Source organism: Brevibacterium siliguriense, assembly GCF_900105315.1.
Taxonomy (GTDB): Bacteria; Actinomycetota; Actinomycetes; order Actinomycetales; family Brevibacteriaceae; genus Brevibacterium; species Brevibacterium siliguriense.
Genome location: NZ_LT629766.1, coordinates 715,758 through 737,825, shown reverse-complemented (window position 1 = coordinate 737,825; position 22,068 = coordinate 715,758). Strand labels below are relative to the sequence as shown.

Here is a 22,068-nt window from a genome sequence, read left to right as displayed (position 1 = left end):
CGAGTGACACGTCCAGAGTCCCTGCGACACTGTAGCCATGGCTGAGGTTGATGATGCGATGAATACCGTGTCGGCGCGTGCTGTGTCCGAATTCCTGAACGCTCTCTCGCGTGGGATCGAGCTTGACCGATCAGCTATTTCAGACCAGTTCCGAAACAACCCGGATCTCGTCAGCTCATTCTCGGATCTGTCAGCGACTCTGACACGGTGGAAGCAAAAAGACCGTGAACGTTCGGCCTTACTCGAAAGCGCATCCGAACTCATCAGAGTCCGTGACACCAAGAAACTTCTGCAGAAGCTGGTCGACAGGGCCCGAACTCTCATCGGCTGCGACATCGCCTATCTGTCCCAGTACTATCCAGAGACCAATGATCTGCGGGTCCAAGCAAGCCGCGGCGCGATTTCGACCAAGCTCAAGACACTACGCGTGCCTCCAGGAATCGGACTGGCAGGACAGGTCGTGCACGACCGCGCCGCGCATTGGACCTCCAATTACGATCTGACCAGCCTGCCGCACGAAAGGCGCGTCGACTCCGCGGTGAGTGCTGAACGCATGGAATCGCTTCTCGGAGTCCCTATGGTTGTCGACGGGGAGGTTCTCGGAGCTCTCTTCGCCGCCAACCGCTACCCACATGATTTCACCAGCGACGAAATAACGTTGTTGTCAGCCCTCGCGGACCACGCCTCCGTTGTTCTCAAGACGGCACGCCTTATGGGAGAGCTCGCAGACGCTGCTCGAGCCTCTGCAGAAGCTGAAGAATCGGCTGCAGCGCGGGCCAGCACGCTCCGACGACTCGTTGAAGTCGAAGAACAGCTCACACAACTCGTGCTGCAGGGCCACGGAGTCTCCGCCGTCCTCGACGTCACTTCCGAAATGCTCGACGCTGCGCTGGTAGTCATCGAGAGTGGACGTCTCGATTCTCCGAATTTTCCGAATGACGAGGCATTCTTCGACGGCCTCAAAGTGAAGAAAGCTGACATCAACTCGGCGCTGAAACACAGTCGTGAGACCGGTCGAAGTGCGCAAGTCGCGGGCGCTGAACAGCTGTTCGCCGCCTCTGTTGTCACTCACCGTCGCCAGCACAGCGGTCTCTTCGTCCGCTTCAATGGTGATCCGGCAGACGGCGATGCGAACATCGTGGCCCAAGCGGCACAGTCTTTGGCACTTATCCGCATGAATGAACAGGCCCGCGCTGATGCTGACAACCGGGTCCGCGGAGAACTCGCAGTTGATATCATCGCCGGCACCCGACCGCTCAGCGAACTCGAAGCCCGTTCTCGGACTGAGACTTTCAGCCTTGCCGGCCCCTGGCACCTGATGACAATACAAGCCAACACCGAAGCAGACGATCGTATCGTGGCACGTCTGACACGGATCGAGCCACGGATTCTGATCACCCAGCGTTCTCCCGGGATCACGGTGCTCATCCCGAGTTCTGTGAGAAAAGAAAGACCCACCTTGGCATCACTGTTCAAAGAATCTGCTGCCCTAGACAGCTCGTTGGTCATCGTCTCTGAAACTGAGTATCCCCGCGCTCAGTTGAATAACGCCGAAAACGAAATGTGGTCGTGCATTCGAATTCTCAATTCACTCGGCATATACATGGGGCTCTATCCCACAGAAGACTTCGCCCCCTACACTGCGATGTTCGGCTCCGCTCCGGAACAAGTCGAAAGGTTCATGGACAACATGCTCGGGCCGTTACACCGATGGGATAGGGGACACTCTGCAGATCTGACCTCAACATTGCGCGAGTATTTTGAATCCGGCATGAACATCCGCCGAACGGCAAGTCGGATGTCCGTGCACGTAAACACCGTGAAACAACGGCTGGAGAGGGCTGATCTCGTGCTCGGCGAAGAGTGGCGAGCTCCAGAAATGAGTTTTCGCCTGCAGGTTGCTCTGCGTCTGGACAAACTGAGGTCCTCGCTATAGAACCCCATGTCTGTAACGGCCACTATCTTCTGTTTGATACGTCCGAAAGAGCCATGGAAGATTGAGCGTCGCAATGTTTGACTGATCTTCGCGGAGGAACTCCGACCAACAGCCAATGACGACCTGACTGGAGATACACGATGGCAGAGAACAGCCGAATTGCCGACTTCCGAAATATGTCGGTGGCCGAACGCAGAAATGCCGTCGCAGACACAACCGGGCTAGGCACTGAGCTGTTCGAACAGCTTGATTCGAATTCCTTCACTCCCGAGGACGCCGCTGACCTCAGCGAGAACATCTTCGGCGTATTCTCGCTTCCGCTCGGGGTAGCCACCAACTTCACGATCAACGGCTCCGACGCGCTCGTGCCCATGGCAACTGAAGAGGCGTCGGTCATCGCTGCCGCCAGCAACGCGGCGCGTATGGCACGCCCGAAAGGCGGCTTCTTCACAAGCTCGACCGAGCCCGTCATGCAGGCACAGATCCAGCTCATCAATGTGGCAGATCCGCAGGCCGCGCGCACACGTGTTCTCGAACGACAAGCAGAGATCATCGACCTGGCCAATGCGCAGGACCCCAAGCTCGTCGAGGTCGGCGGCGGAGTCAAGGGCCTTGAGGTCCGCCTCGTCGAGGCGCGGACGTCGACGTATGTTCTCGTCCACCTCCTCGTCGATGTCCGAGACGCAATGGGGGCGAACGCGGTCAACACGATGGCTGAGGCAGTCTCCGGAACCGTGGCAGCCATCGCCGGAGGCGACGCACTCCTGCGCATCCTCACCAACAAGGCCGACCGTCGGCTGTCACGCGCCCGTGCAACTTTCGACAAAGATCTGCTCGGCGGTGAAGAGGTCATCGATAACATCCTCCACGCCTACGAACTCGCCGCTGCCGACCCCTACCGGGCCGCCACACACAACAAGGGCATCATGAACGGCATCTCTGCGGTCGTTCTCGCAACGGGTAACGATACGCGTGCGGTCGAGGCCGGCGCCCACTCCCATGCGGTCGTAGACGGCCGTTACACTTCGCTGTCGACTTTCGAGAAGAATGCCGACGGAGACCTGGTCGGCACACTTGAGATGCCGATGCCGGTCGGGCTCGTCGGTGGGGCCACAAAGGTTCATCCAGCCGCGCGCGCAGCTCTGCAGATAGCCGAGGTGGCGAGCGCACAGGATCTCGCCGAGATGATCGTCGCCGCCGGCTTGGCGCAGAACCTCGCGGCACTGCGAGTGCTCGCCACCGAGGGCGTGCAGCGCGGACACATGTCACTTCATGCGAAGAACCTCGCTGCCTCTGCCGGAGCGAACGCCGAGGAGACCGCGATCATCGTGGACCGACTGATCGAAGAGAGGGCCTTCCGGTTCGACAGGGTCCAGTCAATCCTCGACGAACTCCGCTCCGGTGTGTCGCGATGACGGCACAGCTTCCCCAGCAGTTTACGTCGTCGAACCTGCCGACCGAGGTCAGCGTCTGCGAAGTCAGCGCTCGAGACGGTCTGCAGTCGCAAGCACGCACTCTTCCTGTCTCAACGCGACTCGAACTGATTCGGCGGCTCTCCGATGCCGGCCTGAAGACCATCGAAGCCGGAAGCTTCGTCTCTCCGCGGACCGTTCCCCAGATGGCCGACACCCGATCGGTGCTCGCCGGGCTCGACCTGGACTCCGAAATCGCGTTCCCCGTCCTCGTCCCGAATCGAAGGGGTCTCGATGATGCCGTTGCAGCGGGAACGAAAGACGCCTCGGTCTTCATCAGCGTCACCGAATCGTTCGCCCAGGCCAACCTCGGCGGTTCCGTTCAGCACACCACCGATCGCAGCCTCGAGGTGGCACGCGCAGCGACCGCTGCGGGCCTGCGGGTGCGCGGTTATCTGTCGATGGTCTTCGGGGACCCCTGGGAAGGCGCAGTCGATCCCGATCGCGTCGCCACGGCTGCGCGTAGCCTCGTCGATGCAGGATGCCTGACGATCTCGCTCGGCGATACCATCGGAACCGCGACTCCCGGTCATGTGACCGCTGTTCTTGATAGCCTGGTCGGCGCCGGGATTCCGATCTATCGGATCGCCCTGCACACCCACAACACCTATGGCCAGGCGCTTGCGAATGTCTACTCCGCGCTTCAAGCAGGTGTCAGTCAGTTCGACGCATCGGCAGGAGGGATCGGTGGCTGCCCCTTCGCCCGCACAGCTTCCGGAAACCTCGCCACTGAGGATCTTCTCTGGATGCTCCAGGGGCTGGGCATCTCCACCGGCGTCGACATCGACGCCTTGGCGTCGATCAGCCAGTGGCTGGGCGAGCAGCTCGGCATTGCGCTTCCATCCGCAACGTCCTCGGCCATCCTCAGCCGGTAGTTCCATCGTTCACGTTCCCGACAGTCGTCGGCCGACAGAAGGCAGGCAATGATGCCGCAATTGCTCGAGGTGTGGAATGACACCGTCGATCCCAGACATCTCATCGGCGGAATCGCCATAGCCGTCGGGACAGCAGTCCCGGCCTACCTCATCGCCGATCATCTCTTCGCCACCGGAGGCGATGAAGCGCTGGGTCACTCCTATGCGCTCCTCGTCGGCATCGTCGGCTGCATCGTCGGCGCCGTGGTCTCCGGGCTTCTGTTCAAACCCAAGAGAGTGATCACCACCTCGGCGGCCGACACCCGCAATCGGCAGGAGATCATCGACGAGGTCGTCGAGGAATACGGGGATCTCGGCGACCCCCGCGACCTCGGTCCGGGAGTTCAGGCAGAAGTCCGAGCCCTCGGTCTCTTCGACGCCCTCGTCGACAACCATGAGGCGCGCATCCGCGAGAAGGGCGGGCACAAGTGACCGCGGAACTCATCGAACCAGTACTGTGGGCCGTCGGGATGGCGCTCCTCTCCGGGGTGCTCTTCACCGGAATCGGACTGATCTCGGGAACAGACGAGACGGCGATCGTGGCACCCTTGGCGCTGCTTGTCATCCTCATCGGGGTGCCTCCTGCCGGGGTGCTCGCGTTCTTCCTCGCCGCGATCATTGCCAAACACATCTCCCACGCCGTACCGACGACTCTCCTCGGAATCCCCGGTGACACCACGGCGGTGCCGATGCTGCGTGAGGCGCAGCTGCTGAGGTCTCTCGGAATCCCGCATATCGCACTGCAGAAGGCGATCTCCGGTGGAGTCGTCTCAGTTGCCATTGCCATTCCGCTGTCGATCGTGTTCGCCCTCGTACTCACTCCTTTCGCCGAGGCGATCGGTGCTGCCGCTCCCTGGATCTTCATCGCCGCGGCCGTTCTCGTCGCCTACACCTCGAAGGGCAAGATCGCTGCGGTTGCGGGACTCGTCCCGTTCGTCCTGCTCATCGTCGGCCTGCAGGCCTTCATCATGGAGCAGAAGGAAGCGACCTTCACCACTTCGTTCTTCCTCGGCATCGCCACCGGTCCGCTCATCTTCGACCTGTTCGCTGCGCTCTCTCCTGCCGGACGCCGCTCGATGCAGCAGTCGGGCAAGCAGGAATTCAATCTTGCTCCCGACGTCCGGCCCGCAGGGGGTTCGAGGATGCCGAACCCCTTCACAGTGCTGACCGGAAAGCAACTGGCATACACCAGCGGTTCAGCGGCGATCACCTCGGCGACCTTCGTCTTCTCCCCCGTGGCCATGGCTGTGCTCATGGGCGAGATCGTCGGAAGCCGGGTCAAGAACGGGTACGAACGACTCACCACCGTCATCACTGTCCGCAACGGAACCACAGAGTCGACCTATATCGCCGAGACTCTCATCCCGCTCATCGCGATCGGCCTGCCTCTGTCACCGATGGCGGCCGGTCCCGCAGGACCGCTGTTCAACGCTCCTCCCGTCTACACCCTCGATGCTGAGACGGGAACGACGAATAATCTCCACGACCTGCTCACGACCGGTCAGTTCGCTCTCTTCGCCGTCATCGCCGCCGTCATCGCGGTCGCCATCGCCTACCCCTTCGTGATGACGAACGCCCATCGTGCTGCGACCTGGGTGATGAAGTCGGTCTCCCACGAAGCGATCATCGCCGGCTTCGCCGCCCTCATCTGCGTCATCTGCCTCTATGAAGGCGGACTGCTCGCCCTGGGGGTGACGCTCACCGTCGGACTCGTCGGCGGACTGTTCAACCGGTTCATCGGCATGCACGCCGGCGTCCAGTTCATGGGCTACTACGTCGCAGTGCTCACGGTGCCCGCGATCCTCGCGCTCTGAGACGCATTCTTGACCGCTACTCTGAAACCGCGGCGTCACCGCCACTGCCGGGTGACGGTGCGGACGTCGGCGACCACCTCGGCGATGGCGGAATTGTGCGCATCGACGATCGGATCGTGACGGGCGCGCACCTGCGGTCGCGAGGACCGGGAGACGAGCAGAACGTCACGGCGGCAGTCGCTCAGCGGCATCGGGATGACGGTGATGTCCGTGTCGGTCGACAGCGATGATTCGGGAATCATCGCCACCGCCAGGCCGGCGGAGATCATCCGGTTGATGGCTGCGTAGTCATCCATGCGCATCCCCACGCGAGGTTCGAATCCTGCGGACAGGCAGAAGGAGCGAACCACCTCGTCGATGGCGTCACCCGGGTCGATGCTGAACGCCCAGGTCTGCGAGACGAGCGCTGTGAGATCCGGCCGCCCGTGGTCGTCCACGCTGATCGGACCGATGGACTTCGGCACGCACAGGAAGAGCCGCTCCGAATACAGATGGGCGGCATTGAGTGTTGCCGGAATCCATGTCCGGTCGAGATCGGTCGACACGAGCAGCGCGAGATCGAGGTCCCCGGATTCGAGCCGGGAGACGAGCTTCGCGTGCTCGTCCATCGTCACGTCCAGGGCGGCGGTGAGCACCTCCGTCCGGTCCCCGGCGACCGCCTCGTCGCGGGTCTGCCACCTGGGGCGGGCCTGCAGCTGATCGTGCAGGCTCGGAATGACGCGCGCCCCGACCGTGGGGACGGCCCCGATGCGCACCGGCACAGCTTGGGATTCCCGCCAGAGGGCCACCTCGGCGCCGAGGCGCTGGCACAGTCCGAGGATCTCCACGGCCCGGGTCACGACGAGGCTGCCCACGGTCGTCGGCTGCGATCCGCGCGGAGTGCGATCGAGCAGAGTGGCGCCCAGAGAGCGTTCGAGGTTGCGCAGATGGTGATTGACCGTCGGCTGGCTCCACTGCAGCGCGTCGGCTGCCGCGGCGACGGATCCGGTGTCGGCCACGGCGCGCAGAGCGGTGAGGCCGCGGGTATCCAGAGGTTCCATTGATCTCCCTCATTGAGTTCAATACTGACTATAGAGCAATGGAGGAAAGTTGCTATTCTCTCGTACCTGCTCTCCTCCTTAATCTGGACACATGACCGTGCACCAGGACTCCCCCATGCCCCCGGCCCCGCACTCATCATCGGAGTCGCCGAGGTATCGTGCCCTCACACAGTCACGCGCGCCCTATGCCGAAGCTCTGGCGCACGCGGCCGACCGCAATTCGCTGTTCCTGTCCACACCCGGACACGGAGGCACGACCGAGGGCATCTCCGCAGGTCAAGCCGAATTCTTCGGCGAGCACACCCTCTCCCTGGACATCCCTCCGCTCTTCGACGGCATCGACCTCGGCGTCGACACCCCGAAGGACGAATCCCTGCAATTGGCTGCCGAGGCCTGGGGCGCCCGCCGCACCTGGTTCCTCACCAACGGCTCCTCGCAGGGCAACCGCATGGCCGCCCTGGCGATCGGCACCCTCGGCACCGGAGTCGTCGCCCAGCGCAGCGCGCATTCGAGCTTCATCGACGGCATCGTGCTGGCCGGACTCAACCCCGGCTTCGTCTACCCCAACGTCGACGAAGTCAACGGCATCGCCCACGGCGTCACCCCCGACGCCCTGCGCCAGGCCATCCGCAGCCACCCCGAGCCCGTGACCGCCGTCTACCTCGTGACCCCGAGCTACTTCGGCGCCGTCGCCGACGTCGAATCCCTCGCCGAGGCGGCCCACGAAGCAGGTGCGGCACTGATCGTCGACGCCGCCTGGGGTGCCCACTTCGGTTTCCACCCTGACCTGCCGGCCTCCCCCGTTACCCAGGGTGCGGACATCGTCATCATGAGCACGCACAAACTCGCGGGCTCACTCACCCAGTCCGCGCTCCTCCACCTCGGCGACACCGAATTCGCCGATCGCCTCGAACCGGCGCTGGCCAGGGCTTTCATGATGACCGCCTCGACGAGCGAGAACGCACACCTCATGGCCTCGATCGACCTGGCCCGCCGCGAACTCATGACCTCGACCGAGGCGATCGCAGAGTCACTGGAGAACATCCGCCACATCCGTGCGCAGATCGAGGCCACCGACCGCTATCACCTGCTGTCCGGCGAGTTCCTCGGCCATGCCGACGTCGTCGACATCGACCCCTTCCGCCTGCCCATCGACATCACCGCCACCGGACTCGACGGGCACACGGTGCGAAAACGCCTGGCCGAGGACTTCGACATCTTCCCCGAGATGTCGACGGCAACCACCCTCGTCGCACTCATCGGCATCGGAAAATCCCCGGACATCGGCCGCCTCATCGACGCCCTGGAGACCCTGCGCCTAGAGACCGCGGACTCCGCCACGGCGACGAGCCCGGCAGACGCTCTCCCGCCGCTGCCCACAGCCGGCCGTTTGGCGATGACCCCGCGTGAGGCGTATTTCGCCGACTCCGAACTCGTCCCCGCCGCGGAAGCGGTTGGTCGGGTGAGCGTCAGTTCACTGGCCGCCTATCCTCCCGGCATTCCGAATGTCCTGCCCGGCGAGGAGATCACCGCCGAGACCGTCGAATTCCTCCAGACCGTGGCGGCGAGTCCTTCCGGTCACGTCCGCGGCGCCGTCGATTCCGGCCTCGAGACCTATCGCGTCGTCAGGAACTGAGGGCTCGCCTCGGCACTCTGTGCATGCTGTCAGCGGCTCTGCGTCGCTTCCATCGGTGACTCCCCATGACCTCGCAGCGATTGGATTGATGACTGCATCATGACCCCTTCCTGACTCATCTGGTGATTCCGAATGCGAAATTCCGATCATTACGCTACGGTCCTCGGTGTGGACGTGTTCAAGCCCGTCCGACCTGCATTCGAGCGATCTTCCCCCTCTCTGTCGAACCGACGCAATGCGGGCAGCCGATCGACTCCCAGTGACACAGGACACGATGGACAAGAACGAACATCTCCCTGGAGACTCTCTCGCTGATTTCACGGAAGAGGAGCTCTTCTCCCTCATCGACGCTGGGACCACCGGAGCCTTCTCAGAGTTCTACCGTCGCCACATCGCCTCAGCTGCGACTTTTGCGGCTTTGACCGCCGCAGATACGCCGAACCCTCGCGCCCGGGCCGACGCCGCCTTCCTTGCGATCCTGAAATCGCTGCTTAACGGCAGCGCCGACAGGACCTCGAGCATTGTTGCCCTCATCTGTGACGAGATCAGCCGGGGACCCGACAGAGGCTCCGCTGCTTCATCGCCCGAGTTCGCCGAAGCAGAGCCGGAGGACCTCTCCTCCTCGGCCCTCATCGCCTCCTCGTTTTCGTCGTTGCCCGACAATTGGCAGCGGATACTCTGGCTGAGAGAAGTCGAGGGCCAGTCGGCACAGTCCGCCGCCGAATTGCTCGGCATCACCTCAGCCACGGCGGAGCGACTCACTGCTCGGGCCCACGAGGAGCTAGAGAACACGTGGGCGCAGACTCGTCCCGCTGACGGGCCGCGTTCGATCGCTGACCGTGCCGAGCTAGTTCCTGCCCTACTCACTTCGCCGATACTCATCGAACGCCTCTCCGACACTTTCGTCGCGGCGCCCCAGTCGGATCACGACACCGAGGCGGCAGCCGCAGGTTCGGTCGACACCGATGAGCTCCCCGCCGCAACCGAACCGCCCGATGCCGCATACTCCGGTGAGTCCGGCGCCGACGCCTCAGAGCCCTCGGCTGTCACCGCCGCCTCCGAAGCTCCGAAGGCAACCGGCGAGCCTTCGACAGAAACAATCGATGAAACTACCACGGCCGCAGCGGCAACTCTGCAGATGACGGCAGCGCCCTCAGCCTCAGCGCACTCGGCGAACTACCCTGCGGCCAAGTCCGATGGCCCAACCGACCACGACGAGAACGCGAAGTTCACTCTGCCGAAGCCGGTGCTCATTCCTCTCATTGCGGCGTGCCTCGGCCTGCTCTGCACCCTTCTCGGGTTCGCGATCCTGCCGCACGGGGCTTCCGAACCCGGCCCTCGCACAAACAGCACCACAGACGCAGGCACCGGTTCCACCCCTGACTCAGCGAGCACCACCGACGCAAGAGACGAAACAAGCGCCTCAACCGGGTCCGGTAGTTCCGCGTCCACTGACCCGGCGCACAGAGACGATCCGCCGAGTCGACGCGATGAAGACCGCGATACGTCGCCCCGGGAGGGAGACCGGGCCGCCGAGTCACCAGCAGACTCCTCCAGCTCGACCCCGACCGGCACTCCATCGAAACCTGCCGACTCCGATGACCCCACGACCCCGGAGGAGCCGTCGGCTCCGGATGAGCCGGAGTCGCCAGACACGCCTTCCCAGCCGGAGCCCACCGACGATCCCGGGACGCCGACCGAGCCCGGCACTCCTTCCGAGCCCGAGACCCCCGATGACCCCGGCACTCCCTCCGAGCCGGAACCCAGCGACGACCCCGGCACTCCCTCCGAGCCCGGATCCCCCAGCACGACTGGGGGATCCGCAACATCCGTTCGCCCCGAGCCCGAAGGCCCCAATCGACAAGGCCTCTGGACAAGAGAGATTGCGAATTAGACAAGATCGCTTTTGCGTATCTTCTGGACCGGCGGACGAATTCCAACGAAGGCAACTGCCCACAGGCGCATTCATCGTGAACTGTGTCACAATTTTTATTGACACTCGTTGAGTGCCACGCAAGGATGATCTGCATTGTCGAAATCCGACAGCAACTGCCGCGCAGAGTTCGCACCATTCCGGCGACTCGGCCCTGCAACTTGCCCAGCAGCAGCTGAAACGAGGAACCACTGATGTCAGAGGCCCACGACAGACCCGCGCAGAAAGACAAGAAGCCGACCCGCAGGGAACGGCGTGCAATCAAGAAACAGAAGCGGTTCGAGGCCGATGACTGCATCGTCGTCGAAACCAAATCGATCCGCACCGCCATCGGCGGCACCACAGTCGGCAACTTCATGGAATGGTTCGACTTCGGTGTCTACGGCTACCTGGCCGTGACGATGACCTCCGTCTTCACCGAAGGTATGGACCGACAGATGGGTCTGCTCGTGACCCTCCTCGGCTTCGCCGTGTCCTTCCTCGTCCGCCCGCTCGGCGGCATGGTGCTCGGCCCGCTGGGTGACAAGATCGGCCGCCAGAAGGTCCTGTTCTTCACGATGGCCACCATGGCCACCGCCACCGCCCTCATCGGCATACTGCCGACCGCAGCCCAGGTCGGCCTGTGGGTGATCGTCCCCCTCTATCTGCTCAAGATGATCCAGGGCTTCTCCACCGGCGGTGAGTACGCCGGTGCCACCACCTACGTCTCGGAGTTCGCTCCTGACAAGTCCCGCGGCTACTGGGCCTCGTGGCTCGATGTCGGCTCGTACCTTGGCTTCGCCGCCGGTGCCGGAACAGTGGCTCTCACGACCGTGATCACCACGTCCATCAACGGCGAGAACGCCATGCTCGACGGCGGCTGGAGGATCCCGTTCCTCATCGCCATCCCGCTCGGCGCCGTCGCCATCTGGTTCCGTCTGAAGATCCCGGAGACGCCGAGCTTCGAGGTGAGCGAGGAAGCCGGACGCGACGTCAAGATCAAGGACGACAAGTACGCCCGCCACGGCCTCATCGGCGTCATCCGCCACTTCTGGAAAGAGATCCTCATCGGCATCGCCGTCGTCGCAGGCTCCCAGACGGTCGGCTACGCCCTGACGAGCTTCATGCCCACCTACCTGGAAGAGACCGTCAAGGTCTCGAATGTCCAGGCGGCCGTGGCCACGATCCCGGTCCTCGTCATCATGTCGCTGTGCCTGCCGCTCATCGGCAAGCTCTCCGACAAGATGGGCCGCAAGTTCGTCTTCCTGGCAGCAGCCATCATGACGATCGTCCTCATCGTTCCCGCCTTCGCCGTTATGCAGATCGGTGAGATGTGGGCAGTGATGGTGGCACTGTTCATGGTCGCGCTGCCGGCCGGGTTCTACATCGCCTGCCTCGCCTCGACCCTGCCGGCACTGTTCCCGACCGCGTCGCGCTATGGAGCAATGGGCCTGACATTCAACCTCGGCGTCTCTCTGTTCGGCGGCACCACGCCGCTGTTCGCCCAGGCGCTCATCGATGTCACCGGCAACTCGTACATGCCCGCTTTCTACATCATGTTCTTCTCGGTCGTCGCACTCGTCGCCGTACTGCTCATGAAGGAATCGGCGCACCGGCCGCTGCCGGGTTCGTTCCCGACAGTGAACACCCACGAGGAGGCCGAGGAACTGGCTCGCACCCAGGCCGACAACCCGGACATGGATATCGAGGCGATGCCGATCGTCGACATCGACCCCGACAAGGCACCTGCCTGATCGAGGTCAGTACATGATCGGCAGTGATCGCTGATCGACGTTCGCAGACGCTGGGCCGTCCCGCTTCGGGACGGCCCAGCGTCGTTTCGTCGTTTCTCGGTGCAGTTCGTAGGCGCGGGCAGGCAGCCAAGGCTATTTCGGCACTGTTTTCTCTGAACTACCCACGTTCCTCCCTGTGCAGTTGAGAAGAATGTGTACCGATTCGCCGGATCGCATCGATGCAACGGAGCCGCAATCGCCTCGTTCAAGTCGCAGCGCGCCTGTCGAAAGGTGCAAGGCTCGACAGTGACGACTCAGCCTTCGGCTTCGGCCGCAGCCGGGACGCGCTTGAAGAAGTAGAGGTTCGACGTGACGAGGTCGGCGGCCTCGGCGGCCCTGCCTTCGTCGATGAGCTCGACGAGGACGGGCAGCTCGCGAGCGGAGTCGACGGCGATGGACCGATCGGCATTGCGGAAGAGACGGGACTGGTCGCGCAGGCGCAGGCTGATCTCAGCGGCCCGCCGGCCCAGCCCGTGTTCGAGCAGCGCTTCGTGGAAGCGTCGGTCCTGAGTATAGAACTCGGGCACATCCCCGGCTTCGGCGGCACTCACGGTCGCTTCGGCGAACCCACGCAGCGCTGCGATCGCCTCGGCCTTGGTCGTCGCCTCGCCCTCCGCGTCCGCACCGACCTCCTGGAGTCGTCCGACGACAGCGTCATCGGACGCTGCGGCGAGCTGCCGGGCGGCCGGAACGGCGAGGAGGACGCGGATGGCAATGATCTCCTCGAGGTCCGCCTCGGTGATGGCGACCAGACGGAACCCGCGATTGGGCACGGCTTCGACGGTCCCTTCGGTCACGAGCGCCATCATCGCTTCACGGACGGGGCTGAGTGACATGCCCAGCTGCTTGGCCAGGCCCGCGGCCGAGTAGATGCGGTCCTCGGCGAGCTCACCTGCGGTGATGGCGTCGCGGATGATGCCCAGCGCCTGTTCGCGCAGCGATTCGGCCTGCGGTCTCGCTCGCTCCATCTCACACCCCCGTTCGAATCATGGCCGGCAGCCCGCAGTCGCGCACCGCCTCCGGCGCCTTTCTGCGGCGACGGTCTGCCGGTCGGCTATTGACAGCATAACCGCGGGATCGCACCATTGAAGCAGGTAGTCGGTAATCGATTACCCATTTCGACTCCCCGAGCGGAGTCGTTCCCGCAATGCCGTTCCTGCAACGAAGGAGGAACCCATGACCGCCGAACCCGCAATCGGCACACCAGCACCGACAACATCTGCGGCTGACGCGTCCGCCGATCCGCTCCTCCAGCCCTTCTCACTCGGCAGACTCACATTGCGCAACCGCATCGTCTCGACCTCGCACGAGCCCGCGTACACCGAACTCGGCATGCCGAAGGACCGCTACCGCCTCTATCACCGGGAGAAGGCCCGCGGCGGTGTCGGACTGACGATGATCGGCGGTTCGGCCATCGTGTCGAAGGACTCGCCGGCCGCGTTCGGCAATATCGACCTCTCCACCGACGAAGTAGTTCCGTGGCTGTCCGCGATCGCTGACGACTGCCACGAAGAGGGCGCGGCGATCATGATCCAGGCGACCCATCTGGGCCACCGATCCTCGAACTTCGCCAGCGACTGGCTGCCGCTGGTCTCGGCCTCTCGGACCCGGGAGGCCGCGCACCGGTCATTCACGAAGGCGCTCGAGGACTTCGATATGGATCGCATCGTCGCGGACTTCGCGTCCGCCGCCGAACGCGTGGCCGCCGCCGGATTCGACGGACTCGAGGTCATGCATGCCGGCCATCTGCTCGACTCCTTCCTCGCCCCGTGGCTCAACGATCGCGATGACGAATTCTCCGGCGAACTGGAGAATCTCATCAAGTTCCCGATGCGCATCATCGACGCCGTGCGCGCGGCCGTACCCGACGATTTCGTCCTCGGCATCCGCATGGCCGTCGACGAGCGACGTGAAGACGGCATGGACGAGGCCAGAGCCACCGAGATCCTCCGGACCTACACCGATCACGGCATCGACTTCCTCAACCTCAATGTCGGGATGATCAGCTCGGACCGTCAGCTCGCCGAGGCGATCCCCGGCATGGGCACCCCCTCGGCGCCCTGGCTCGAGACCTGCCGCCGCATCCGCGGGGCCATCGACATCCCCGTCCTCCACGCCGCACGCATCTCCGACGCCGCGACCGCCCGGTTCGCGATCGCTGATGGCTGCCTCGACCTGGTCGGGATGACCCGGGCGCAGCTGGCCGACCCTCACCTGGCGCGCAAGGTGGCCGAAGGACGTGAGGACGATATCCGTCCCTGCGTCGGCGCCAACATGTGCCTCGACTCGATCTACACCTCCGGTTCGGCCACCTGCATCCACAATCCCGCTACCGGCCGGGAGGCCGATCTGCCGCAGGAGGTTCCCCACGACGTCACGACCGGACCCAAGCATGTCGTCATCATCGGCGCCGGTCCGGCCGGGCTCGAAGCCGCCCGTGTCGCGGCCGTGCGCGGACACCGGGTGACCCTGCTCGAAGCCGAGGACGCCCCCGGCGGGCAGGTCCGCATCGCCGCCCGCTCGCAGCGCCGCCGCGACCTCATCGGCATCATCGACTGGCGCGTCCAGCAATGCAGGAAGCACGGTGTCGACCTGCGGCTGAACACCTTCGCCGAGGCGGACGACATCCTCGCCCTCGACCCCGACGTCGTCATCGTCGCCACCGGAGGCGTCCCCGATGCCGGATATCCTTTCCGAGAGCAGGGACCTAGCTTCGACGTCTGGGACGTCATGGACGATCGGCTCAAGTCGAAGCAGCGGGTGCTCGTCTTCGACGATCACGGGTTCTACCCGGCGCTCGACGCCGTCGAACGTCTTGCCAGGGCCGGCCAGCAGGTCACCTATGTCAGTCCCGAACGCACGATCGGCATCGACGTGGGGTCGATGAACTCCCCCGCCTATCTTCAGGTATTCTCCGAATTCGGAGTCGAGGTCCGCCTCGGCGAACGTCTGAGCCGGAAGCCGCGGATCGAGGGGAAGGAGATCGTGGCGATGCTGCGCAACGACTATTCGGATCGGGAAGCGGAAGTCGTCACCGATGCGGTAGTCGTCGACTTCGGGACGACGCCCAATGATGAGGTCTATTTCGAGCTCAAGTCACGGTCGGCGAACCACGGAGCGACGGATCTCGAGGCGTGGGTGCGCGGACGGCCGCAGCCGAAATCCGATTCGAGTCCAGCGGACACCGGCGCCGAGACGGGTCACCCGTTCACGCTGTATCGGATCGGTGACGCTGTCGCCTCCCGCAATGTGCATGCGGCGGTGCTGGAAGGACTGAGAGTGGGAATGGGGCTGTGAGCACGATCTGCACGAGTGTCGACTTCCATACCGCCGGCGAACCGTTCCGGATCGTCGCCGAACCGCCGGTCGAGATCCCCGGTAGCAGTGTGGCAGAACGACGGGAACTGGCCGGGCCCGGTTCGGCGGCCGATGATCTGCGCAGGCTGCTGTGCTTCGAGCCGCGCGGTCATTCGGACATGTACGGCGGTTTCATCACCGAACCCGATGACGACGGGGCTGACTTCGGGGTCCTGTTCTGGCACAAGGACGGCTTCTCCACGGCCTGCGGCCACGGGACGATGGCGCTCGGCGCGTGGGCAGTGTCCTCCGGAATCGTCGCCGTCGATCCGTCCGGGACCACGGAGGTCACGATCGACGTACCCTCGGGTCGAGTGCGCGCGCAAGTGCACACGGACGCCGGGTGGCGGGCCGCCTCGGTGGACTTCGTCAACGTGCCCAGCCGGCTCGTCAGCTCTGGGATCACGGTGGACACGAGCCGGGGTCCGGTGTCGGTGGATCTCGCGTGGGGTGGGGCGATCTACGCGCTCGTCAACGTCGCTCATTTGGGAGCCGCCGGTTCCTCCCAGGACGCCGAGGTGGGCCACCTCGGTGAGGTGAGTTGCGAAGTCGCTCCTGAGAACCTCACCGCGCTCATCGCCTTAGGCAGGGAGATCAAGGCGGGTCTTGCCGATCACCCGGGCACCGTCCACCCCGAGGATGATCGGCTCTCCGGGGTGTACGGCACGATCTTCGTCGATCGGTTCGGCACGCTGCCCAGCGGCGAACTGCATCAGCGCAATGTCACGGTCTTCGCTGACGGTCAGGTCGACCGCTCTCCGTGCGGGTCGGGAACGGCGGCTCGAGTCGCCGCTCTCCATGCCAGCGGTGAGCTTCGCCTGGGGCAGACGCTCGTCCATGAGTCGATCGTCGGCACGCGATTCCGGGCGCGAGTGCTCGAAGAGACCGCCGACGGCGTCATCCCGGTCGTCACCGGCAGCGCCCACCGGGTGGCCTCCTTGACGTTCGAGGTCGACGAGCTCGATGATCTCGTGCCCGGGTTCGTGCTGCGGTGAGGAACTGCCCTCGCAGGATGAGAGCGGTCGACGCAGCAGACACGCCGATTCCCGCATCGCAACGACAAGACTTGTTGCGAATAGAATGACAGGTGTAATCCAGGTCACACTGCGAAGGGGTGGGTGTGGGCAAGTACATCCTCCGGCGTGTGCTGCTGATGATTCCGATCGTCCTCGGTGTCGCCACGCTGTCCTTCATCCTCATGAAGCTGGCACCGGGCGATCCCGCAGCCGCATACCTCGGCGATAAAGCCACTCCGGAGAACGTCGCTCAGCTTCGTCAAGCATGGGGCCTCGACGAACCGATGATCATCCAGTACCTCCAGTTCCTTACGGGCCTTCTCGCCGGTGACTTCGGGCAGTCGTTCATCTTCCAGACCTCCGTCCTCGAGCTGCTCAAGCTGCGGATGCCGGCGACGCTGCTGCTCATGCTCGTGTCTCTGGTGTTCGCTGTCGTCATCTCCGTCCCGCTGTCACTGTGGGTGGCGGCGAAACGATCTGCCGCCTCGGCGATCGTGTCCAGGGTCTTCGCCGCCACCGTCCAGGGCATGCCGGCTTTCTTCGTCGGCACCCTGCTCATCCTCGTCCTCGGGTGAACCTGGGCATCTTCCCGGTCGGCGGCTACGGCAGCAATTTCGGTGAGCACCTCTACTCCCTCGTCCTGCCCGGTCTCGCTGTCGCACTGACGATCTGCCCCGTGCTCATCCGCAGCCTCACGGCCGCACTGAACGATTCGATGTCGGCCGAGTACACGAACTTCGCCCTGTCGAAGGGACTGAGCAGGAAGCGAACAGTGATCGACTATGCCTTCCGCAACGCCGGAATCACGGGCGTTTCGATCCTCGGCATCCAGGTCGGCCACCTCGTCGGCGGTGCCCTCGTCGTCGAGAACGTCTTCGCGATCCCCGGTGTCGGCTCACTCCTCATGGAAGCCGTCCTCGCTCGCGACTACGACGTCGTGCAGGCGCTGACTGTGATCTTCGGTGTCCTCGTCGTCCTCGTCTACCTGCTCACCGATGTCGTCTACAGCATCGTCGATCCACGCGTACGGCTGGGGGCATGATGAGCGAACCGATGGCCTCCCCCGCGACGGCCGGCCCCGATGGACCGGGCGGGAAACCGCCGCGGACTCGCGGCGGCACCGCGTCCCGGGCGACCCCGACCGCGCGGTTCACGCTTCCCCTGCCGGCGTTCCTGCGACGGCACAATCTGCAGCTGTGGGTCGGCGCGGTCATTCTCGGTGCGATGGTGCTGCTGCTCGCCGTCGGACCGCTCTTCGTCACCGACGACCCCAATCGGCAGGACCTGCTCAACACCTTCGCCCCGTCTTCGGTCGCGCACCCATTGGGCACCGATCAACTCGGGCGAGATGTCCTCTCCCGCTTCCTTCACGGCGGTCGCGTCGACCTCATCGTCGCCGTCGTCGCCGTCATCGTGCCCTTCATCCTCGGCACCATCCTCGGTTCGCTGGCCGGCTACTTCGGCCGCTGGGTCGACATCGTCATCATGCGCCTGGCAGATATCGTCTCGGCCTTCCCGTTCTACGTCCTGGTCATCGTGCTCGTCTTCGTCATGGGCAACGGAATGGGCAGCATCTTCGTCGCCATCAGCGCCGTATCCTGGGTGGCCTACGCCCGCATCGTCCGCGGCGAGGTGCTCGTGCTCAGAGAGCAGGAATTCATCTCCGCCTGCCGTGCCTCGGGGCTGAGCACTCCCCGGATCCTCACCCGCCACATCATTCCGAACACCGTCAGCCAGGGCGTCATCTATGCGATGAGTGACATCGTGCTCAACATCGGCGTCGTCGTCACCCTCAGCTACTTCGGCATGGGCATCGTCCCGCCGACCGCCGACTGGGGTCAGATGATGAATGACGGCCAGCAGTACATGGGCACAGGCAACTACGGCCTCATCCTGTGGCCGGGATTCGCCGTCGTCATCGTGTCTTTTGCGCTGGCGTTCATCGGCGACGGACTGACGAACACGCTGAAGCCGAAGAGGTGACCATGCCCATCCTCGAAGTGGACTCCCTCACCGTCGACCTCGACGGAGAGGCCGGACGGCGTCGGATCCTCGACGACGTGTCGATCAGCCTCGAGGCCGGTGAGCCGATGGGTCTCGTCGGCGAATCGGGATCGGGCAAGTCGATGACGCTGCGCAGCATTCTCGGGATGCTCCCGCCCGGCGCCTCCGTCGTCGGCGGGGAGATCCGGTTCGACGGTCGCAATATCCTCACCTCCGGACCGGGTGGACAATTCGACCAGCGCATCCGCGGCACCGGCATCTCGATGGTCTTCCAAGAACCGGCCATCGCGCTCAACCCGGTGATGAAGGTCGGCCGTCAGATCACCGATGCCATCGCCGAGCGCAGAGGACTGTCGAAGAAGGAGGCTCACGACCTCGCCGTCGAGCTCATGAACCGTGTCGGCATCACCGACCCTGACCGCAGAGCCAGGCACTACCCGTTCCAGTTCTCGGGCGGAATGCGTCAGCGCGTGATGATCGCGGCGGCATTGGCGCAGGAGCCGCAGATTCTGCTCTGTGACGAACCGACGACGGCGCTTGACGTGACTATCCAGGCACAGGTGCTCGATCTCTTCCGCACCATGCAGCAGGACGAGGGCCTCGGTCTGCTCTATGTCACCCATGACCTCGCGGTCGTCGCTCAGCTGTGCTCCTCGATCAGTGTGATGAAGGACGGGCAGATCGTCGAACACGGTGTGCTGCAGGAGGTCTTCGACGATCCCCGGGAGGAGTACACGCGTCGACTGCTGACTGCGACTCCGCGAATCGATGAGGACGTTGACGATTCGGGCCTTGCCGAGGAGACACGATGACCGAGACTCAGCCGGCACCGGCGCGCGGTCTGCTCGCCGAGAACGTCACCGTCACCTTCGGCCGTGGTGACCGCGCTTTCACCGCGGTCAATTCCGCCGACCTGCAGGTCCGCCCCGGCGAGATCGTCGGACTCGTCGGCGAATCGGGTTCGGGAAAATCGACTCTGTCCCGAGTCATCTGCGGACTCCAGCGTGACTACGACGGCACGGTGAGCGTCGACGGTCGGGAGTTCGCACAGAAGCGCACGAGCGCTCAGTGGCGGATAGTGCAGATGGTCTTCCAGGACCCCTTCGCCTCCCTCGACCCCCGTTATACGGTGCGGGCCACCCTATCCGAGGTGATCCGCCATCATCGTCTCGCCTCCGGTTCCGCTGTGCGTGCCAGGTGTGCGGAGCTCATGGAGATGGTGCGGCTTCCCGAGGAATTCCTCGACCGCACCCCGACCGCTATGTCGGGAGGGCAGAGGCAGAGGGTGGCGATCGCCCGAGCGCTGGCCGTCGAGCCCAGCATCATCGTCGCCGATGAGGCTGTCTCCGCCCTCGACGTCAGTGTTCAAGCAGAGATCGTCGCACTCTTCGCCCGACTGCGCGAGGAACTCGACTTGTCGATCCTCTTCATCTCCCATGACCTGGCGGTCGTCAGGAAGCTGTGCGAGCGGATCTACGTCATCCACAACGGCCGTCTCGTCGAAGAGAACACCACCGAGGAGATCTTCACGTCCCCGCGCGACGACTACACGAAGACGCTGCTGAAGGCGATACCCACCTTCGACAGCGCTTACCTCGATCGGATCCGAAGAGGGGAAGGGTGATGACCAAGAGATTCGCAGCGGTGACTGCCGCGCTCTGCGCCAGCCTCCTGGTCCTCGCAGGGTGCAGTTCATCAGGAGAGAAGACCGCCCGGCCCGGGGGCGACCTCGTCTTCGCTCGTGCCGCCGATGCTACAACTCTGCTGCCACCGACGACGACCCAGAATGAAGACATCTGGACGCTGCAGCAGGTCTATGAGACTCTCACACTCAACAAGCCCGACGGGTCCGGGGTCGAACCGGGACTGGCAACCGATTGGGAGGAATCGAAGGACAAGATGTCCTGGACCTTCCACCTGCGCGAGGGAGTGAAATTCCACAGCGGCAAGACCCTCGACGCCGACGATGTCGTCTTCTCCCTGAACTATGCGCGGGATCAGGAGGATGAGAACAATCTCTGGGCAGCCGAATTCGACCCGATCAAAGACGTGAAGAAGGTCGATGACCACACGGTGCGCATTGATCTGAAGCAGCCGTGGGGTCCCCTGCCGAGTTATATGGCGCTGTTCGCCGCATCGATCTATCCTGACGACTTCGGCGGACACGACGCCGAGTACATGGCAGCGCACGCAGACGGCACTGGGCCGTTCGAGGTCGGCAGATGGAATAAGGGGCAGAGCCTCGAACTGGTGAAGAATCCGGACTACTGGCAGGACGGAGTCCCGTCTCTGGATTCCGTGACCTTCAACGTCGTTGCCGATGACAACACTCGTCGCCTGCAGCTGCAGGGCGGTCAGGCCGATATCAATCAGGAACCGGCACCGCTGAGCATGAGTCAGCTCTCGCGCTCACAGGACATCAATGCCCAGGCTTTCACCTCGACGAAGATTCTCTACTTCAACATCAACAACAAGGAGAAGGGACTCGACGATCCCAAGCTGCGCCGCGCCATGTCTTATGCGGTCGACCGCAAATCCATCGTCGAGGTGGTCTACGCCGGTTATGCCGAGCCTGCGACCTCGTTCATCTCACCGGGTCTTGCCGGTCATGCAGACAAGGTCGACAGCAGCCAGTTCGACATGGAGAAGGCCAAACAGCTGGTCAAGGAGTCTGATCATCCAGACGGAATCGACATCACCATTCAGATTCCCTCGGGTGTCGCCGATCGTGAGCTGCTGGCGCAGATCGCCCAGCAAGCATGGCAGGACATCGGCCTGACCGTTCACGTCCAAAAGCTCGACGATGCGACCCTGACGACGAACCGCACGAACGGCGACTTCCAAGTTCAGGTCAGCTATGCGACGTCCGACGTTTCTGACACTTCGCAGATGATCAACTTCCTCGCCGTCACCGACGACTCCGGGGTTCGTTCGGGCTATGCCAACCCCGACGTGGAGAAATGGGCCGAGCAGGCCGTGGCCGAAGAGGACCCGGAGAAGCAGAACCAGCTCTATGCCCAGATCCAGCAGCAGGTCGCCGATGACGCCCCGATCGTGCCGATCGCCTACCAGCGGGCACTGTACGGAATGAGCCGGGATGTCGTCGGCTTCGAACCCTACGTCCTCGGCACCTATGGGCTGAAGGAGACGAAGCTCAAGCACTGAGCAGGCAGC

18 protein-coding genes are annotated in these 22,068 nt (G+C 63.8%); 16 read left to right on the top strand and 2 right to left on the bottom strand.

The window, feature by feature from the left end; all coding sequences use genetic code 11:
• Window positions 1–37 precede the first annotated feature (37 nt).
• The 5 genes from BLU88_RS03155 (at window position 38) to BLU88_RS03135 (ending at window position 6,136) form a co-directional block, all read left to right on the top strand.
• A complete protein-coding gene (locus BLU88_RS03155) occupies window positions 38–1,936 on the top strand; it encodes a helix-turn-helix domain-containing protein (RefSeq protein ID WP_092009921.1) in 1,899 nt (632 codons plus the stop codon).
• Window positions 1,937–2,076: 140 nt separating this feature from the next.
• Window positions 2,077–3,351, top strand: coding sequence for a hydroxymethylglutaryl-CoA reductase, degradative (locus BLU88_RS03150; protein WP_092009919.1), 1,275 nt, complete (start codon window positions 2,077–2,079; stop codon window positions 3,349–3,351).
• Complete coding sequence (locus BLU88_RS03145; RefSeq protein ID WP_092009917.1) at window positions 3,348–4,283, top strand: hydroxymethylglutaryl-CoA lyase; 936 nt, start codon at window positions 3,348–3,350, stop codon at window positions 4,281–4,283. Before BLU88_RS03150 ends, BLU88_RS03145 begins: the two co-directional genes overlap by 4 nt.
• 48 nt (window positions 4,284–4,331) lie before the next feature.
• Window positions 4,332–4,754 carry a hypothetical protein gene (locus tag BLU88_RS03140; protein WP_231939561.1) on the top strand — a complete coding sequence of 141 codons (423 nt, stop codon included), beginning with the start codon at window positions 4,332–4,334 and terminating at the stop codon, window positions 4,752–4,754.
• A complete protein-coding gene (locus BLU88_RS03135; RefSeq protein WP_092009913.1) occupies window positions 4,751–6,136 on the top strand; it encodes a tripartite tricarboxylate transporter permease in 1,386 nt (461 codons plus the stop codon). Before BLU88_RS03140 ends, BLU88_RS03135 begins: the two co-directional genes overlap by 4 nt.
• Before the next feature lie 35 nt (window positions 6,137–6,171).
• Here BLU88_RS03135 and BLU88_RS03130 read toward each other — a convergent pair whose 3' ends face one another.
• Window positions 6,172–7,176, bottom strand: a complete 1,005-nt coding sequence (locus BLU88_RS03130; protein ID WP_092009911.1) for a LysR family transcriptional regulator — start codon at window positions 7,174–7,176, stop codon at window positions 6,172–6,174.
• 91 nt (window positions 7,177–7,267) lie between these two features.
• Here BLU88_RS03130 and BLU88_RS03125 point away from each other — a divergent pair, with 91 nt between their 5' ends.
• The 3 genes from BLU88_RS03125 to BLU88_RS03115 all read left to right on the top strand — a co-directional run bounded on the left by BLU88_RS03125 (window position 7,268) and on the right by BLU88_RS03115 (window position 12,478).
• Window positions 7,268–8,812 (top strand): aminotransferase class I/II-fold pyridoxal phosphate-dependent enzyme, encoded by a 1,545-nt coding sequence (locus BLU88_RS03125; RefSeq protein WP_231939560.1) that lies wholly within the window; start codon window positions 7,268–7,270, stop codon window positions 8,810–8,812.
• 259 nt (window positions 8,813–9,071) lie between these two features.
• On the top strand, window positions 9,072–10,706 hold the full coding sequence (locus BLU88_RS03120) for a hypothetical protein (RefSeq protein WP_231939559.1): 1,635 nt from the start codon (window positions 9,072–9,074) through the stop codon (window positions 10,704–10,706).
• A gap of 233 nt (window positions 10,707–10,939) precedes the next feature.
• The gene (locus tag BLU88_RS03115) at window positions 10,940–12,478 is read left to right on the top strand and encodes an MFS transporter (RefSeq protein ID WP_092009907.1); all 1,539 of its coding nucleotides are present in this window, start codon (window positions 10,940–10,942) and stop codon (window positions 12,476–12,478) included.
• A 293-nt stretch (window positions 12,479–12,771) separates the two neighbouring features.
• On the opposite strand, the gene BLU88_RS03110 is transcribed toward BLU88_RS03115, so the two are convergent.
• Window positions 12,772–13,485 (bottom strand): GntR family transcriptional regulator, encoded by a 714-nt coding sequence (locus tag BLU88_RS03110; protein WP_092009905.1) that lies wholly within the window; start codon window positions 13,483–13,485, stop codon window positions 12,772–12,774.
• A 208-nt stretch (window positions 13,486–13,693) separates the two neighbouring features.
• Here BLU88_RS03110 and BLU88_RS03105 point away from each other — a divergent pair, with 208 nt between their 5' ends.
• The 8 genes from BLU88_RS03105 (at window position 13,694) to BLU88_RS03075 (ending at window position 22,059) form a co-directional block, all read left to right on the top strand.
• Window positions 13,694–15,814 carry an oxidoreductase gene (locus tag BLU88_RS03105; protein ID WP_092009903.1) on the top strand — a complete coding sequence of 707 codons (2,121 nt, stop codon included), beginning with the start codon at window positions 13,694–13,696 and terminating at the stop codon, window positions 15,812–15,814.
• Window positions 15,811–16,869, top strand: coding sequence for a proline racemase family protein (locus BLU88_RS03100; RefSeq protein ID WP_331712457.1), 1,059 nt, complete (start codon window positions 15,811–15,813; stop codon window positions 16,867–16,869). Before BLU88_RS03105 ends, BLU88_RS03100 begins: the two co-directional genes overlap by 4 nt.
• 125 nt (window positions 16,870–16,994) lie before the next feature.
• Window positions 16,995–17,465 carry an ABC transporter permease gene (locus BLU88_RS18065; RefSeq protein WP_157688943.1) on the top strand — a complete coding sequence of 157 codons (471 nt, stop codon included), beginning with the start codon at window positions 16,995–16,997 and terminating at the stop codon, window positions 17,463–17,465.
• Window positions 17,462–17,932: an ABC transporter permease gene (locus BLU88_RS03095; RefSeq protein WP_157688941.1), complete on the top strand. Its 471-nt coding sequence runs from the start codon at window positions 17,462–17,464 to the stop codon at window positions 17,930–17,932. The genes BLU88_RS18065 and BLU88_RS03095 overlap by 4 nt, the downstream gene beginning before the upstream one ends.
• A gap of 11 nt (window positions 17,933–17,943) precedes the next feature.
• Window positions 17,944–18,873 (top strand): ABC transporter permease, encoded by a 930-nt coding sequence (locus BLU88_RS03090; protein WP_157688940.1) that lies wholly within the window; start codon window positions 17,944–17,946, stop codon window positions 18,871–18,873.
• Between the two features lie 2 nt (window positions 18,874–18,875).
• Window positions 18,876–19,706, top strand: a complete 831-nt coding sequence (locus BLU88_RS03085) for an ABC transporter ATP-binding protein (RefSeq protein WP_092009897.1) — start codon at window positions 18,876–18,878, stop codon at window positions 19,704–19,706.
• Window positions 19,703–20,518 (top strand): ABC transporter ATP-binding protein, encoded by an 816-nt coding sequence (locus tag BLU88_RS03080; protein ID WP_092009895.1) that lies wholly within the window; start codon window positions 19,703–19,705, stop codon window positions 20,516–20,518. Before BLU88_RS03085 ends, BLU88_RS03080 begins: the two co-directional genes overlap by 4 nt.
• Window positions 20,518–22,059, top strand: a complete 1,542-nt coding sequence (locus BLU88_RS03075; protein ID WP_092009893.1) for an ABC transporter substrate-binding protein — start codon at window positions 20,518–20,520, stop codon at window positions 22,057–22,059. The genes BLU88_RS03080 and BLU88_RS03075 overlap by 1 nt, the downstream gene beginning before the upstream one ends.
• The last annotated feature ends 9 nt before the right edge of the window (window positions 22,060–22,068 follow it).